Origin of the sequence: Seohaeicola zhoushanensis (assembly GCF_014656415.1) — a bacterium.
In the GTDB taxonomy this organism is placed as follows: Bacteria; Pseudomonadota; Alphaproteobacteria; order Rhodobacterales; family Rhodobacteraceae; genus Seohaeicola_A; species Seohaeicola_A zhoushanensis.
Window position 1 is genome coordinate 1 of the sequence record NZ_BNCJ01000042.1, and the last position, 15,547, is coordinate 15,547.

Genomic DNA, 15,547 nt, shown 5'->3' on the forward strand with positions numbered 1-15,547 from the left:
AAGGTTCCCCAGAAGCAACCGAAGAAGTCGCGGCTCTGGCTCAACGACGGGTCCTGCAGAGCGCCGCATCCTGATGGGGATGAACCTGCCGGAACAGCGGATCCGAGAAATCACCGGCTGTGTGAACAGGCTTGGCAATCTGCAGCTGCTGCCCAGCCAGGAGAACTTGGAGAAGAGCGACCTGCCGTTCGACTCCTGGATCAACGGCCGGAGTGAAGCCTATCGAGCGAGACACCTGATAGAGCATGCACCCGACCTGTGGATGCCAACCATGTTGCCCGAATTCGTTCGCAGCCGGGAACAGCTGATACGACAAAGGCTGCTGGCACTGTCGCGATGAAGGCAGTTCCCCAGCAGCATCCCTCTAGCCCAGGATCGGCGAACCATTCGTGAAAGCAATGGGAGAGCAGGGGAGGGAGGGCCTCTACAGGGAGAGCAAGGCAGTTGATACATGGAGTGGGTTAGGGCAACTGCGACCCCACATTGCCTCTCCCATTCTCCCTGCCGATCCTTGCAGGAGCAGGTTGCATGCCACCTTGGTCTTGAGTGCTGCAGCCCCGTTCCCAGGCACGGGGTATTACCCGTAGGGTGACGCTTGCCATTCGAACGATCAGACCCAGTCTCCAGATGCTCCGGTGCGGACATCGCCAGGACTGGGCAGGGTAGGGGACCCGCAGGTTCATGTCGCGCCACCGGAGGGCTCTGATATGGAATTGGACACCGGGCGCTGCACGGGAAACCAGAGAGCGAGCATCATCAGCGGGCTGTACGCTCAGAGCTCTCAGAACGTCGCTACAGCGCATGTGACGTGTCGGGTGCTCCCTTGCGGGGGGAAGCTCGCAACGCGTCTGTAGCGCGAATTCTGAGAGTGTTTTCCGGGCGGGGTGGAGTGTGAACCGGGAGCGCTTGATTGTCGCTACCTGGATCGGGACGCTTGTCAGCTCTGGGAGGCGCGACCCCGGCGGCAGAACGCTCGCAAAGCCCCTCATACCCCCTGTTATCCCCGTGCAATTTTGGCCGTTTTTCTTACGGGTTTTTTTGCGGTTCATGATTTAAGTCTTTGATGTTATTTGATCTTACAGAGGCCTTTTCGCCTGCGCGTGGGTCCAGATCCGGACAGGAGTAGAATCCTGTTCTTAATAGCGCCGGGGGGCTTCGCTTTATGACCTCAAGCTGAAGGAACCGACCTGTCGGCCTACAGGGAGGTCAGCACTCGCTTGCGATAGACCGGCGAAGCAATGACGGCTTTCGAGCACCATGTCAGAAGTCTTCCTGCCAGCAGACCCAGCGCCAATCCACCCAGGATCGCGATCAGATCGAATAAACCGCGCGGCAGGCTTTCCGCCCAAGGTTGCATCAGTAATTCGGGGACCAAACGGTGCAACAGATAGATCGGAAACGCGGCTTGGGCCAATTGCATAATCCCTCGCACGGCAATGCGCGGTATCGGAACGGTGCGGACGAAAAGCAGGAGGCCGGTCAGTGCGAGCAGGCTTAAGTATTTCGACCATGACCCATACCAGTTGCCACCGAGCCATGCTGCCATAGGCAGAATCACGGTCGCGGCCGCGAGAACTTGGACCCGGCGCGACGTGCTGTCGGCTGCGGCAATGCACCATCCGAGGGCAAGGAGATAGAACACCCAAGGGACGGAGAACTGCGAACGCCCGGCGGGCAGCGGCCAAATCTCGGGGAGAACGATGCGGAGCACCACACCGACAGCTAGCAACGCAAGTCCTACACCGTAAAGCGATCGGGATAGCCAGCGGCGCGTACCGGCTGGGCGGAACAGTAGCGCGATCAGAAGGCACATCTGAACGTAGGCTTCAACGAACCAGTAGAGGTAGGGCAGCATCAGATGCGTCTCGGGGATCGTGACGGCGAAGTTGCCGATCAGAGCGAAAGACGCCCAGGGCACTTGCTGCCACACAATCGCGTATCCGGCGAGCACGATGAAATAGGGAAGCAACACACGACCCAAGGGTGCGAGGAAACGCTTGGCGTCTCCATCGATCAGAAAACTCGTCCGGTGTTGCGCGATGCTCACGCCGAGCAGAATGAGCATCGCGGCGGCCCCGCCGTATACGGGCCAGTAGGTCTGATGCGCCACCACGACCGCGAGGATCGCGAGCGCGCGCGCCAGAAGCGGCATCGGCACTGAGCTGACGCCCGCGGGTCTGGTGCTCTCGAGATCCGAAATCGGGCGCTGCTCCCAGTTTTCAGGCAGTCCACCGAAGTGCTCGTCCAAGGCGAGGGACAACTCGACATGCTGCAACGAGTCGCCACCGAGGCTGTTAAAGCTATCGGACCGGCACACGCGGATTGAGGTGAATGTGCGTTCGAAGAGGGCCAGAACGTCCCTATTGCTTTCGGGCGCCGTAGCCATCTTCTTCAGCTCTGGATAGTCGATCTTACCATTGGCGCGCCGGGGCAGCGTGGTGCAGGCGACGAGGCGAATGTGGTGTGTGCCGATCCCAGCGAGTCGTGCAACCTGCTTGCTCAATGTTACATCGGGCTGATCGGCGGCCACCCAGATGTGCGCGTCGTCGCCCCAGACCGCTGCCTCGATGCCAGAGGAGGCAAGCGCTTGTTCAAGCGCGTCGTGGCCAATCCGGAGTCCGGCGATCTTGGACATACGTGACCGCCGCCCGGTGATGCGGTACAGCCCGTCCGCGCCCACCACGGCCATATCGCCAGTGCGCAATTCGCTGATTTCGGGACCGCGGGCGAGATCCTCGGCTTCGTCGGCATAGCCCATCATCACATTTGGGCCGCGGTAAACCAGTTCACCCTCCTGCAAAGGCTCTGTGATCGGGTCACCCTTCACGTCTCGCAGCGACAGATGACCTTCGGGAATGGCGTGCCCGATAGCGTCTGGCGCACGATCAGCCGTAGCGGGCGGCAGATAGGCGATCCGAGCCGTTGCTTCGGTCTGACCATACATCACCACGAACCGGCCATCACGCTCGGCCATGCACCGGCTCCAGCGAGCCACCTCCGAGGGTGGCATGGCCCCGCCGGCGACTGTCATACACGCCAATGACTTCGGGAGATCATGATTGGCGGTTGCCGTGCTCAACATGCGGAAATGATGCGGCACACCGGCGAGGCTGGTGGCCCCAGCCCTCGCGAGACTTGGCAGGAAGCCAGGATCGAGGATGGTGCTCCGGCAGAGCCAGAGACTCGCTCCGGCGGAGATATGCGAATGCAGGACCGAGAGGCCGTAGGAATAGTGGAGAGGGAGGACGAGCGCCGCGCGGTCCGCGCTTCCGATCTCGAGAAAATCTACAATGGACGATGCGTTCGCTGCCACGGCGGAGCGGGACAGACGCACCCCGCGACCCTGCCCGGTGCTTCCCGAGGTCGTCAAAAGGAGTGCCAGATCAGGATGACACTCTGCCGAACTCCGATGACGGATGAGCCGTTGCCGACCTCCAGCTGTGCGCCAACTCGCTGCCGGAGGAAACCGTGCCTCGAGGCTCCGGGCTACCTCGGGCTGCCCGGACGGCAAGGGCATGACTGCATGTCCTGCCTGCAATGCCCCCAGATAGGCGACGATCGTGGTCGGCGTGGGCGTCATTTCGATTGAGACCAAGCCACGGCGCTCTGGGAACCGCCTGGCGAAGTCCGAGGCGGCCACCGCCAAATCCGCATAGGTGGTGACCCCTGCGTCGGTGATCAGTGCGGGCAAATCTCCGTAAGACGACAAAGATTCTTCTGTGCAGAACATATGGACCAGACTTCAGACGAGACAGCGTAGCGCGCGCCTAAGTTGACTTACTTTTTTTGTCAAGTTTGGGGGCGGGGTAGGTACGGCGGCGTTTCGCTGCAAGTCTGGCCGTTGCCAGGACCATGGAAGGCCTGAGTGAGAATATTCCGCTGTGAATGGCCATCCAGGGGAACCGTGGCTTCCAGAAATCGAAGTTCATAGATCAGCAGATTGCGTCCGCCACCGATCTAAGCTGGACCCAGATGACCAAGAAGCCCCGCCGCTCTGACGCTCGCGCGAGTTAGCGTCCGAGGAGCTGGTGTAATTTTGCCGCCGCCAGCGGTGTAATCCTGGGTGGCCATCGAGGTGTATGGTCGAGGTGGAGTTTGGCGACTTCAACCACGAACCCTACGGAGACCCCGATGACCAAGACCAACATGGACCTGTCCGAGCTTCTGGCCAAGCACGACCAGGGAGACTTCCTTCGAACCATCGCCGAGGCGGTTCTTCAGATGATCATGGAGGCCGATGTCGAAGGCCTGATCGGTGCCGGTCGGCACGAACGCAGCGGTGAACGCACGACGTGGAGAAACGGGTATCGAGAGCGCGCTCTCGATACCCGTTTGGGCACGCTGAATCTGCGGGTGCCGAAGCTGCGGCAACCCTTCGGGCCGCGTTGACGGCGATCCGCGCGGCGCGGGGGAGGCGCGGTCCTTGCTGGCCTGTTCAGGTGTTATAATTAGTTAGATATGAGTTAAGATCCGGGTTTTTCTGCAAATTTTTGATCATAAAAGACAATTCTAGAGGCCGCGTGTGTAGAGTCACGAAGGATCGTGTGTAGAGTCACGAGGATTTGTGGGTGAAATCACGAATCCGGTGGGGTGGGGGTAATCTCACGAATCCGGCCTAGTGCGGGGCAGGGGCGTGAGCGACCTGGTCCCCTCGGACCGCTCGCCGCTGCTGCCCGACCGGCAGGAGCAGGGCGACTTCTTCGTCTGCGATATCTTCGACGCCGCGCCCAAGGGCGACATGGCCTCGATGGCGCATCCGATCTTCTCGCTCTCGACCAAGCCCGACCGGCGGGTGCGCCGCTACGAGGACGCCACCGGGCGCAACTATCTCGAGGTGCGCCCCTCGAGCGAGGGGCTGGCGACGATCCACGACCGCGACGTGCTGATCTATTGCATCAGCCAGATCGTCGCGGCGCTGAACCGCGGGCAGAAGGTCTCGCGCACCGTCAGGCTCAAGGCCTATGACCTCTTGAAGGCGACCAACCGGGTCACCGACGGGCGCGGCTACGAGGCGCTGAAGAGCGCGCTGGTGCGGCTGCAGGGCACCCAGATCGAGACCAATATCGTCACCGGCGGCACCGAGCAGATGGACCTGTTCTCGATCATCGACCGCGCCCGCATCGTGCGCGAGACCCGCGACGGGCGGATGCAGGAGATCGAGGTGCAGCTCTCGGACTGGGTGTTCAACGCGATCCAGGCGCGCGAGGTGCTGACGCTGTCGCGCGACTACTTCCGCCTCCGGAAGCCGCTGGAGCGGCGGATCTACGAGATCGCCCGCAAGCATTGCGGCCGGCAGGCGGAGTGGAAGATCTCGCTGGAGATGCTGCAGCGCAAGTGCGGGTCCTCCTCGACCATCCGCGAGTTCCGCCGGCTGGTCGCCGCCATCGTCGAGCAGGACGCCAGCCACGACCACATGCCGGATTATGCGGTGCGGATGGAGGAGGGCTTCGTGGTCTTCCTCAACCGCAACACCATGCCGCGTGACGAGCCGGTGACCGAGGCCCTGGTGCGGCTCTCGCCGCGGGCCCACGAGCGCGCGCGCGAGGCGGCGCCGGGCTGGGACGTCTACCTGCTGGAACAGGAGTGGCGGCGCTGGATGGCCGAGGGCGGGCTGGATGCGCCCAAGAGCCCGGACAAGGCCTTCGCGGGCTTCTGCCGCAAGTGGTACGAGCGGCGCGGGGCGCCGTGAGGGGCCGGAAATGAAAACGGCGGCCCGGAGGCCGCCGTCTCGCAATCGATGTCGGACCGATCAGGCCTTCTTGCGGCGCTTCAGCGCGGCAAGGCCGCCGAGGCCGGCGATCAGCAGGAAGCCTGCGGCCGGAACCGGAACCGAAGACACGGTGATCTTCACGACCATGTCGTCGTAGTCGCGGTCGAGGCCCGCTCCGCTGTCGTCGAAGTAGGCATAGACGTAGGAGGTCGTGCCATCGGTGAAGATGTCGCTGAAGCCCATCGCGGAGCGGCGGGTCGCGGTATCGACGAAATTGCCGTCGTTCGAGGCGACCGTGCCAAGCGACGACTTGAAGGCGAAGTCAAGCGCCCCGGCGCCGACGGAGACCTTGTAAGAGGTCCCGACGAGATCGTTGTTGGAGACGTCGCCGCCCAGCGAGAAGGCAACGTTCGTCGCACCGGCCTCTTTGCCGAGGAAGGTCACGGTGAGCGTGGCCGCCTTGTCCAGGTGCAGGCCCGGTCCGGGATTGCTGGAATCAAAGGTATGCAGGTCCAAAGCCAGTCCGGCCGCCGTACCCGTCGGGTCGTAGCATTTCGTCGGAGTGGCCGCGCAAGGGCCGGCGTTGTAATTGCCGCTTCCCCAGGCGACCGCTACCCCGGTGCTCGGCGAAAACGTCAGCGTCGCTGCGCTTGCGGCCCCAGCTGCCATTGTCGCCGTTGCGGCGGCAGCTATCGCAATTTTCTTGAGTTTCATAGTTAATCCCTACTCACAAAATGACACATTCCAAGCCAATCCTTAACACAATCTTGCCTCACTGTCCAAAACTTAAACGTATTTCACCGCCTGCAAGCGCCCGCGTTTACAGACTGTTCAAATTTCCGGCGAAGTGCACAGGACAGCTGCATGGACTCAACCGTGTGTCTGGCTAATGAACTGATATATTTGAATATACTTCGTATGATCCGGGAGAGGCGCCGCCCCCGCCGGGCCGCCCCCGCCAGGAGCGACAGAGCGGCGCATCCACGTTATACGGTCAATTCTGCCGCCAATATCAACCCATGCGGGTTTTTGTCATTTTCGTGGCGCCCGGCAGGAGCCGCGAGGGCCTACTTGTACTCGATGAGCCGGCTTCGCGTGCCGGTCAGCCGTTTCCCCAGATAGGTCAGGATTCCCGCTGATTCGGCGAAGTTTCCCAGGGTCAGGAAGAGGGCTTGCGCCGGGGGCTGGCCGCGGGCGATCAAGCGCAGCACCTTGAGCGGCCAGAGCAGCGCGAGGGCCAGGGCCCAGGGGGTCAGGAGCGATCCGAAGAGGATCGCCAGCGGCAGGACCATGCCCCAGGCCACCGCGCGCAGGAGCTGCGGAACATAGTGGCGCTCGGGCGCGCCCCCGTGCATCGCGGCGCCCTCGGCGAAGGCATGGCCGGCCCGGCGCGAGCGGTTCCACCACTGGCCGAAACGGGTCATCGCGGCATCGTGCCAGGTCATCTCGGCATCGAGCCGCCAGATCGTCCAGCCGGCCTGGCGCAACCGCACGCAGAGCTCGGGCTCCTCGCCGGCGATCAGCCCCGGGTCATAGCGCCCGGCGGCCTCGATGGCGGTGACCCGCATCATCGCATCGCCGCCGCAGGCCCGGGTCTCGCCCGGGGGACCGGCCCATTCGCGATCGACCAGCGCATTGTAGAGCGAGGCCTCGGGGAAGCGCTCGCGCCGCCGGCCGCAGACCACCGCCACCCGCGGGCGGGCATCCAGGAAGGCCCTGGCCGCGGCGATCCAGCCGTCGCGCAGGATGCAGTCGCCGTCGATGAACTGGACGTAGTCGGGCGGGTCGGGGCGCGCCACCAGCCGGGCCAGCCCGGCGTTGCGCGCCCGCGCGGCGGTGAAGGGGGTGTCGTGATCCAGCAGGATCACCTCGACGCCCGCCGCCTCGGCGGCGGCGATGCTGCCGTCGGTCGAGCCGGAATCGACGTAGACAATCGGCGACAGCCCCGACGCGATGGCGGAGTCGAGGCAGGCGATCAGCCGGGCGCCTTCGTTGCGCCCGATCACCACGGCGCCGGCGGTGCCGGGACGGAGAGCGGCGGTATCGGTCATTACCGCTCCGCGCCGAGGATCTCGCGGCGGAGGGCCAGTGCATTGCCGCGGTGATCGAAGATGCGTTCGGCCGTGGCCCGCGCCGCCTGTCCCATCGCCGCGCGGCGGAGCGGGTTGGTGGCGAGGATCCCGGTTGCCCGGGCGATCGCCGCGACATCCTCCTGCGGTACCAGGAAGCCGTCCTCGCCGTCGCGGATCATGTCGGGTGTCCCGCCGATGATCGAGCAGACCGGCGCCAGCCCGCAGGCCATCGCCTCCATGATCGCGACCGGCGCCGCCTCACCCTGCTGGATGCTCGTCAGCGCCAGCGTATCGGCCTCCTGCAGCAGCGCCAGCACCCGGTCCTCGCCGACCGATCCCAGCAGTTCGACATGGGGGCCGAGGCCCAGCCCGGCGATCTCGGCCTCGATGGCGGCCCGCTCGGGGCCCTCGCCGGCGATCCGGTAGCGGATGTCGAGCCCCTCGGCGCGCAGCTTGGCCATGGCGCGCAGGAAGAAGCGGTGCCCCTTGGTGAAGTTCAGCCGGGCGATGCTCACCACCTCGAAGGGGCCACCGGGGGCACGCGGCACCGGGGCCGGGCGGAAGCGCGCGGTGTCGACCCCCATCCAGATCACCGGAAACCGCAGGTTCCCGCCGATCTCGCGGCGTAGCGAGGCCTGCAGCGGCGCGGTGACCGCACTGACAAAGCGGGCGCGAGCCATCTTGGCGCCATGATCGGTGCCATAGACCGGCAGGTCGCCGTGCAATGTCAGGCTGTAGGAGATCCCGCCGAGGATATTGGCCAACGCGCCGACATGGGCGGCATTGGCGCAAGAATGGATATGCACGTGGTCGATGCCGCGGGCGCGACAATGCAGCACCAGGTCCGCCGCCGAGGCGATCAGCGCCATCAGCTTGGCCCGCTGCGCCGCCGGCGTCTGCGTGAGGCCCGCTACATAGGCCATGGCCCGGGCGAGCAGGGCAGGCCGGGCGGCCAGGAAGCCGGCCACCGCGCCGCCGCGCGGCGGGAACAGGTAGGTGGTGCGCGCCGCGGCGGCCTCGGCAAAGCCATGCGGGCAGCTGCCCGGCGCCGGGCGGCGGGTCGAGAAGACTTCGACCGGCACGCCGCTCTCCTCGATGGCCGACAGCTCGCGCCAGAAAAAGGCGTGGGTCTGGCCCGGGAATTCGGGCACCAGGTAGCCGATCGGGAGGGGAGCGGCGCTCATGTCACCGCCTGGCGGCCGCCGCGCGCGCCTGCCCCGGCCGGGACCGCAGTCGTGTGAAGGGATCAGGCATTCGTCCAGGCACTCGTTGCAACCTCCCGACCTATACCGGAAGAAGCGAAGTTGCGACAAGGGACGGAGAGCCCCGGCGGGCAAGATCCCCGCGCCAATGGTCTTTGCGCACCAGCACGGCCCGGGGGGCTGCCTGTTCCATGGGCAGGGGTGGACGGTTACGCAGGGTCAGCTCAGCGTCAGCACCAGCCTGTTGCCGCTGACCGCGACGTCTACCGTTGTCACCCGGACTGAACCGCCCTGCGCCACGTTGAGGGCGCGGCAAAGTGCATGACGCCCCGAGACCAGCATGCTAAGGCTCCGCGAGGCGGCACAACATGCAGGCGTCCCCGGCACAGATGACATCCTTCAACACCGCACCAGCGCTGCTACACGTGGGCTACATCAAGACGGCGACCACCTATCTGCAGCACGCCATATTCAACAATCCCGCCTTCGGGATGGGGCTGCCCGGGGGCACGGTCAGCCGCGGCTACCTGGTCGACTGGTTCCGCAGTTCCGATGGGTACCTGTTCGACCCCGCCACCGTTGCGGCCGAGATGGAGGCGCTCGAGGCGCCCCTGCGGGCCGAGGGCCTGCTGCCGGTCTGGTCGGACGAGACGCTGCTGGGCGATCCGCTGCCGCGCAGCTACGACGGCCCCGCGATCCTCGAAAAGCTCGGGCGTCTCGAGCGGCCGATGAAGGTGGTCATCACCATCCGCAACCAGCACGACCTGGTGCTGTCGGCCTATCGGGAATATCTCAAGCGCAACCGCCACAGCCTGATCGACTTCATAGGAACCGGGGAGGAACCCCGGTCGTATCGTCCGATCCTGCGGCCGGAATTCCTGTTCTATGACCGGGTCGTGGAACATTGGGGCCGGGTCTTCGGGGCGGACAATCTCCTGGTGCTGCCGCAGGAGGTGCTGCGGAATGATCCGGCGGCCTTCCTGTCCCGCCTGACCCGGTTCCTCGGGCTGCCCGGCGCGCCGCCGCCGCCGCGCGAAACCCACAACGTCGGCCTGGGCGGCACCGCGCTGCGCCTCGCCCGGCCGCTCAACGCGCTCTATCTGCGCAGCCCGCTGAGCCAGCGCCGCTCGGGGGCCGAGCGGGCCGTCAACAAGACCCTGTCGCTGGTCAACCGCCTCAGTCCCAAGGCGCTTGACCGGGCCCTGGACGACCGCTGGAAACAGCAGATCGAACACCGCTACCGGGGAATCTACGAGGCGTCGAACCGGCGCCTGGCGGAACAGACCGGCGAGGACCTCGCCGCCCTCGGCTATCCGCTCTGAGAGGATCCCGCCGCCACCGGCCGGGCGCTGTCCGGCGCCCCGAGACCCCATTCCCCGAAGTCGAGGCCGGTCAGCTCCGACAGGCGCGGGATCTGCGCGGCGAAGCGCTGTTCGAGCAGGGCGCGCGTCGAGGCCTCCATCGGCACCGGAGCGTAGCGCTCCGGGTCTGCGCGCCTGCGCATGTAGCGGCGCAGCTGCGTCCTGCGCGACTCGGGGAGCAGCTTCCGCAGGTTCCAGAACCGTCCCAGGCGCTGCTTGAGCGCGCCGATCGACTCGGTGGTGGCGACCTCGGCGAAATGCGAGCTGGATATGTTCTTGCGCGTCGCCGGATCCCGGAAGACGCTCTCGTCGAGCGGTGGGACACCGAGGAAATCGGTGATCTGCCGCACCACGGCCTGCGGGTTCCGCTTGAAGTCCTCGAACTTCAGGAACAGCATCTGCGAGCGCTCGAAGCGGGACAGGTAGGCCTCGATCTGCAGGACATAGTCGCTGCCCGCGAGGCAGAGCTCGGGCGTGTCGGGCAGGTGCGCATCGAAGTCCGCCATGCATCCCGCGCGGCCTGCGGCCGCCGCGTGCCTTTCCGGCAGGATGAAGTCCTCGAAGCGCCTGCGGATCGTGTAGTCCTTCGACCTGTTCTGATAGTTCTTGGTGAGCTGGACGTAGTAGGAATAGGCCCGGTCGACCGGCTGGCGCAGCATGTAGACGAGACGCGCATCGGGGCTGTGGGCGTGAATGCGGGCCGCCGTGTCCGGGAACAGCGGAGACAGCGAGTAGATCGTCGATGCCTCGCCGATGAGCTGGCTCTCCGAGGCCGGTTCGAAGAGGCCGGCGTATTCGGCGGGGCCGCGCAGGAAGAGATCGTCCCTGGCGAAATACTCGGGCTCCTTGGGGTCGGGCATGAAGATGCCCGGATGCCGGGTCAGGAGCGCGTGGAGGCTGGTCGTTCCGGCCTTGGCGGCGCCGATGATGATGAAGTCGAGCTGTCTCATGCGGAAGGGTCCTGACCCCAGGTCATGCCCCCGATCCGGGGCCTCTGATGGAACGGGGGCGCCAAGCGGAGCCTAGCTGCCGGGGATGAAGCGGGGCAGGACGGGCACCACGGTCTGCAGCATCTCGTCCAGCCGCGCGGCGGCATCGGCATCCTTCTCGCCCGGCAAGATCCGGGTGGTCAGGCGGACGATGGCGCCGTCCTTGCGGCCGGTGGTGATGCCGTCATAGACCAGCAGCAGCTTGGCGGCGAAGTCCCAGGCCACCTTGCGACCCTTCTGTTCGAACCAGTAGTAGACCATCATCCGGGACTCGCCCTTCTGGATGATCGCCTTGTTGATGTTGAAGGGCTGCGCCGCGCCGATCTGGCGCGAGATGTCCACCCGTTCGAGCCAGGCGATCTCCCATCCGGAGCCGGGCAGGCAGACCTCGGGCGAATGCACGCCGCCGTTGCTCTGATCGGCATACCAGGCCGAGAAGAAGCCGATCTGGGCCGGATCGCCGTCGCGCAGGAACTGCGCCGAATGGTAATCGTCCGCCTGCAGCGCCTTGGCGACTCCGGCCTCGAGGATCTCCGGGGGGCCGATCTGCTGCCAGTCGCCGATCTGCCGCGGGAACTGGGTGAAGCCGTCGCGGGGAGGGATCGTCACGTCGCGTTGGGGCAGGGCCATCCAGCCGAAGGCCAGCACGGCGGTCAGCAGGGCGCCGCCGATCAGCGCCGTCGAGGGGTAGACGTGACGCAGCCGCGTGAACTGGCTCATCAACCCGTCGGTATCGAGGTCGAGCGCCTCGACCAGCGACATCTTCGACGGGTGGAGGAACAGCATGAGCCGGGCCAGCCCGAACAGGATCAGCACGCAGATCAGGAAGATCACCCAGCCCTCGAAGAAATGGCTGAAGCCCTCAAGCCATTCGATGCCGAGTTTCTGCACTAGGACGCCGCCGACCGCGATCCGCACCGAGTTCATCAGCACGGTGATCGGCGCGGCCGAGATCAGCAGCACCGCCTTGTGCCAGATCGGGCCGCGGTAGAGCACCGCGAAGATGTAGCTGAACGACAGGATCGGGAAGAGGTAGCGCAGCCCCGAGCAGGCCTCGGCGACATGCAGCTTCATGACCCCGAGGTCGATGATGTTGCCTTCCAGGTAGACCGGCACGTCCATCAGCTGGAGGAACCAGACGCCCAGCTCGGAAGAGACGAACTGCAGGTAGGTGGAGAGCTTGAAGTAGATCACCCCGGGCAGCGGCAGCATGTAGACCAGGTGCAGCACCGGCGGCCACATGTGCTTGCCGGTGTTCCAGCCGAAGCTGATGAGCAGGATCGCCCCGACCCAGAGGATGGTGGCATAGGCGACCACGTCGGAGATGTTGGACATCTTGCCGAGCGCGCCGCAGAAGATGGCGAAGAGCAGCAGCGTGACGCCGGCCCAGCGGTCGTTCTTGGGACCGGGCTCGACCGGGACCGACTTCAGCTGGCGCAGGAACAGCAGGCCGGAGAGCACCGGGATCAGCGGCCCGTGGCTGTATTCCGGGCGCTGCCAGGCGGTCAGCAGGGCGTCGAGCCCGTCGACGAAGAACACCCCGGCTGCCGCGGTCGCGACCACGAGCCAGAAAATGCCCCAGTTGAACGAAAGGCTCGGCGTGCGGGTATCCTGGATCACGGACATGCAAGAACCATCCTGAAATTCATGACTGATTAACCTTCACTTGGAAAACGAGGTGACCTGCCCCGCGCCGTCCGATCCCGGATCTATCATTTTTGCCCAAAACTGCCAAGCGGACAGGGCTGGCGTTCACGTTTGTGTCAGGCATCCGAGGCATAGGCCGCACTCTGCCGGGGCCGTCGCCCGGCCAGGACGTCGGCGTAGATCTCGGCGGTATAGGCAGCCTTGGTCGCCCAAGTATAGTGGCGATGCGCATGGGTCTGGCCTGCCGTCGCGATGGCCGCGTAGCGGCCTGGCTCGGCGACGCAGGCCTCCATCGCGGCGCGGTAGTCGCGTACCAGCCCGTCGAGCGGCTGCAGCGGCACCCGCACCCCGCGGCCCTGGCTGGCGAGATGGCCGGGGGCGCCGTAGTCGGTCACCAGGACCGTCATGCCGCATGCCATCGCCTCGATCACTACGCCGGCGCCCAGTTCGCGGATCGAGGGGAAGACGAAGGCATCGCCCTGCCGCATGATCTCCGCGACCTGGGCCTGCGTCTTGCGGCCCTCGAAGCGGATGCGTTCCTGCGCGCCGGTCTCGGCGACGATCGCCTGCAGCCGTGGCAATTCGGGCCCGTCGCCGACGATCTGGAGCACGTGGCCCTTCAGCCGCTCCGAGGTGGCGAAAGCGCGCACCGCGGCTTCGGGCACCTTGTAGGGCACCAGGCGACCGGCAAAGACGAAGCGCTTCGGCCCCTCGCCCGCGAAGGCAGGGGTGCGGCCCCGGCCGTGGAAGACCGTGTCGTCAAAGCCAATCTCGGGAAGATCCACCACCCGGTCGCGCACCACTTCCGGCAGGTCGGCGATGGTATGGGGAAAAGCGGCGAGGATCGCGGCCGCCTTCGTGAAGGTGCCCCGCGAATAGGGCAGGTAGCGGTAGAGGTCGCGCAGCCGCCGCAGGCCCTCGCGCTCGCGCTTCTGCTCGCCGCGGAAGGCCTCGGGCCAAGCGAGGTTTCCGTTCAGCGGGCCGATCACGAAGGGTTGGCGGGTGCGGCCGGCGGCATAGCTCGGCAGCGTCGGCGACATCGGGGTGATCCGGTGCACCAGGTCGAAGTCGCCCCGCGCCAGTTCGGCCCGGAACTGGCGCAGCGCTTGGCGTTCGAAGACCACATAGGGCAGGTAGGCCATGATCTGGTTGGTCGACCAGGCGATCTGGTCGCCGCCGCGTAGCAGCCGCGAGAGGCGGTACATGCCGCGGGCGATCCACTCGTTGTCGATATAGACAACCGGGGCCCCCATGTCGGCGGCCTTCTCGATGTTCTCTCGGTTGCGGATATGGGTTGCAACCGTGACATTGGCCACTTTCGCCAGCGCCCGGGCGTATTTGTATCCCACCACCGGCAGCGAGGGCCATTCGGGATTGCAGTTCTCGGCAAGAAGCAGGACGCGCGGACGCTGCGGGACTGTTCGATCGGTCATCATGAGAGCCTTCCGGCGGCATGTGGCAGGAGGATGCGTCGGCCCGGGACCTCGACCGCGTGATACAGGACGGCGGCTGCCGCGATCGCCGCGGCCAGCATCACTGGCAAGACCCAGAGCGGCATCAGCTCGGTGCCCAATGCACGTTCAGCCAGGCTGAACCCGGCTTTCTCGACAAGGGCGTGAACCATGTAGAGGCTGTAGCTGATCCGGCCCAGATAGAGCAGGGCAGCCGGCAAGGGCCGATCGCAGAGAAACAGTCCGAGGACAAGCAGGGGCACGCCAGCGATGAACAGCAGCGGGCTGGCCCAGAAGAGGCCGCCTGCGAGCGGAACCGCCGCCACCAGCAGCACCGCGCAGGGATTGAGTCGGGTCTCCAGGCCGATCCTAGCAGCGATCATGCCGAGCACGAATTCCGGCAATATACGAATCGGGCTGAAATCGAAGCTACGCAGGTAGATCTTCCGTCCGGTCGCGTCGGCGACCCATATGCAGGCTGCCGCGAAGATCAGCGCCAGCAGGATCGCCCGGGCCAGGGGCATCTTCAGGAGCGGTCCGGCGATGGCCGGAAAGACCAGATAGGCGGCGAATTCGGCGCTGATCGACCAACTCGGGTAATTCAGGCTCATATTGTTCAGCAGTCCCCAGCCATGCAGGCACAGGAGATTCATGACAAAGGGCCAAGGTTCGACCTTCCCGTCGCTTTGGACGCCCAGGAAACCGGCGGCGGCGATCATCATCGCGACCCCTGCCAGAGTGACGGCGTGAACGGGAAACAGCCGGGCGAAACGCTTTAGTAGGAACGGCCCAAAGCGGGCGCGATCACGGTAGACATAGACCATGATGAAGCCGGAGAGCACGAAGAAGAGGTCGACGGCCAGATCTCCCATTCCGATCACTTGGCCGAAGTCGGCGACAAAATGGTGTTCGTAATGATAGAGCACGACCCACAGGGCAGCCACGCCTCTCAGGGCAGTTAGAGACTGTACCTCGGGTCCTGGTCGGATCGGGTAGGCTTGAGTGGCGGTCAACGGGCAGCCGCTGCTTCGTTGCGCGCCTTCATGTATTGCGTGATCATGTGGATCAGGCTCTGGTGGGTGTCCTCGACGATGCCGTAGTTGTCGACCGCGATA

Annotated in this window: 11 protein-coding genes and 1 pseudogene; 4 read left to right on the forward strand and 8 right to left on the reverse strand. The window is 65.3% G+C overall.

Annotation, left to right across the window (positions count from 1 at the left end; genetic code table 11):
- A partial coding sequence (locus tag IE266_RS25905) for a hypothetical protein (RefSeq protein ID WP_229864509.1) occupies positions 1 to 340 on the forward strand: 340 nt, incomplete at its 5' end.
- 855 nt (positions 341 to 1,195) lie between these two features.
- On the opposite strand, the gene IE266_RS25910 is transcribed toward IE266_RS25905, so the two are convergent.
- Positions 1,196 to 3,730, reverse strand: a complete 2,535-nt coding sequence (locus IE266_RS25910) for an AMP-binding protein (protein WP_189683044.1) — start codon at positions 3,728 to 3,730, stop codon at positions 1,196 to 1,198.
- A 401-nt stretch (positions 3,731 to 4,131) separates the two neighbouring features.
- On the opposite strand from IE266_RS25910, the pseudogene IE266_RS25915 reads away from it, so the two are divergent.
- Positions 4,132 to 4,368, forward strand: a pseudogene (locus IE266_RS25915) (transposase); the annotation flags it as partial.
- Between the two features lie 265 nt (positions 4,369 to 4,633).
- Positions 4,634 to 5,689: a replication initiator protein A gene (locus IE266_RS25920; protein ID WP_229864511.1), complete on the forward strand. Its 1,056-nt coding sequence runs from the start codon at positions 4,634 to 4,636 to the stop codon at positions 5,687 to 5,689.
- Positions 5,690 to 5,749: 60 nt separating this feature from the next.
- Here the strand turns inward: IE266_RS25920 and IE266_RS25925 are convergent, their stop codons facing one another.
- From IE266_RS25925 to epsE, 3 genes are all read right to left on the reverse strand, one after another.
- Positions 5,750 to 6,424, reverse strand: a complete 675-nt coding sequence (locus tag IE266_RS25925; protein WP_189683045.1) for a VPLPA-CTERM sorting domain-containing protein — start codon at positions 6,422 to 6,424, stop codon at positions 5,750 to 5,752.
- Between the two features lie 353 nt (positions 6,425 to 6,777).
- Positions 6,778 to 7,761 (reverse strand): glycosyltransferase family 2 protein, encoded by a 984-nt coding sequence (locus IE266_RS25930; protein ID WP_189683046.1) that lies wholly within the window; start codon positions 7,759 to 7,761, stop codon positions 6,778 to 6,780.
- A complete protein-coding gene (epsE, locus tag IE266_RS25935; RefSeq protein ID WP_189683047.1) occupies positions 7,761 to 8,966 on the reverse strand; it encodes an exopolysaccharide biosynthesis GT4 family glycosyltransferase EpsE in 1,206 nt (401 codons plus the stop codon). Before epsE ends, IE266_RS25930 begins: the two co-directional genes overlap by 1 nt.
- A gap of 386 nt (positions 8,967 to 9,352) precedes the next feature.
- Between epsE and IE266_RS25940 the strand changes: the two genes are divergently transcribed.
- On the forward strand, positions 9,353 to 10,306 hold the full coding sequence (locus tag IE266_RS25940; RefSeq protein ID WP_189683048.1) for a hypothetical protein: 954 nt from the start codon (positions 9,353 to 9,355) through the stop codon (positions 10,304 to 10,306).
- On the opposite strand, the gene IE266_RS25945 is transcribed toward IE266_RS25940, so the two are convergent.
- From IE266_RS25945 to IE266_RS25960, 4 genes are all read right to left on the reverse strand, one after another.
- Positions 10,294 to 11,295 carry a sulfotransferase domain-containing protein gene (locus IE266_RS25945; RefSeq protein WP_189683049.1) on the reverse strand — a complete coding sequence of 334 codons (1,002 nt, stop codon included), beginning with the start codon at positions 11,293 to 11,295 and terminating at the stop codon, positions 10,294 to 10,296. The two genes, IE266_RS25940 and IE266_RS25945, sit on opposite strands and share 13 nt — an antisense overlap.
- 72 nt (positions 11,296 to 11,367) lie before the next feature.
- The gene (gene xrtD / locus IE266_RS25950) at positions 11,368 to 12,960 is read right to left on the reverse strand and encodes a VPLPA-CTERM-specific exosortase XrtD (protein WP_189683050.1); all 1,593 of its coding nucleotides are present in this window, start codon (positions 12,958 to 12,960) and stop codon (positions 11,368 to 11,370) included.
- A gap of 137 nt (positions 12,961 to 13,097) precedes the next feature.
- Positions 13,098 to 14,414: a glycosyltransferase family 4 protein gene (locus IE266_RS25955; RefSeq protein ID WP_189683051.1), complete on the reverse strand. Its 1,317-nt coding sequence runs from the start codon at positions 14,412 to 14,414 to the stop codon at positions 13,098 to 13,100.
- Entirely contained in the window at positions 14,414 to 15,445 is a 1,032-nt protein-coding gene (locus IE266_RS25960) for an acyltransferase family protein (protein ID WP_268249784.1), read from the reverse strand. Before IE266_RS25960 ends, IE266_RS25955 begins: the two co-directional genes overlap by 1 nt.
- Positions 15,446 to 15,547 lie beyond the last annotated feature (102 nt).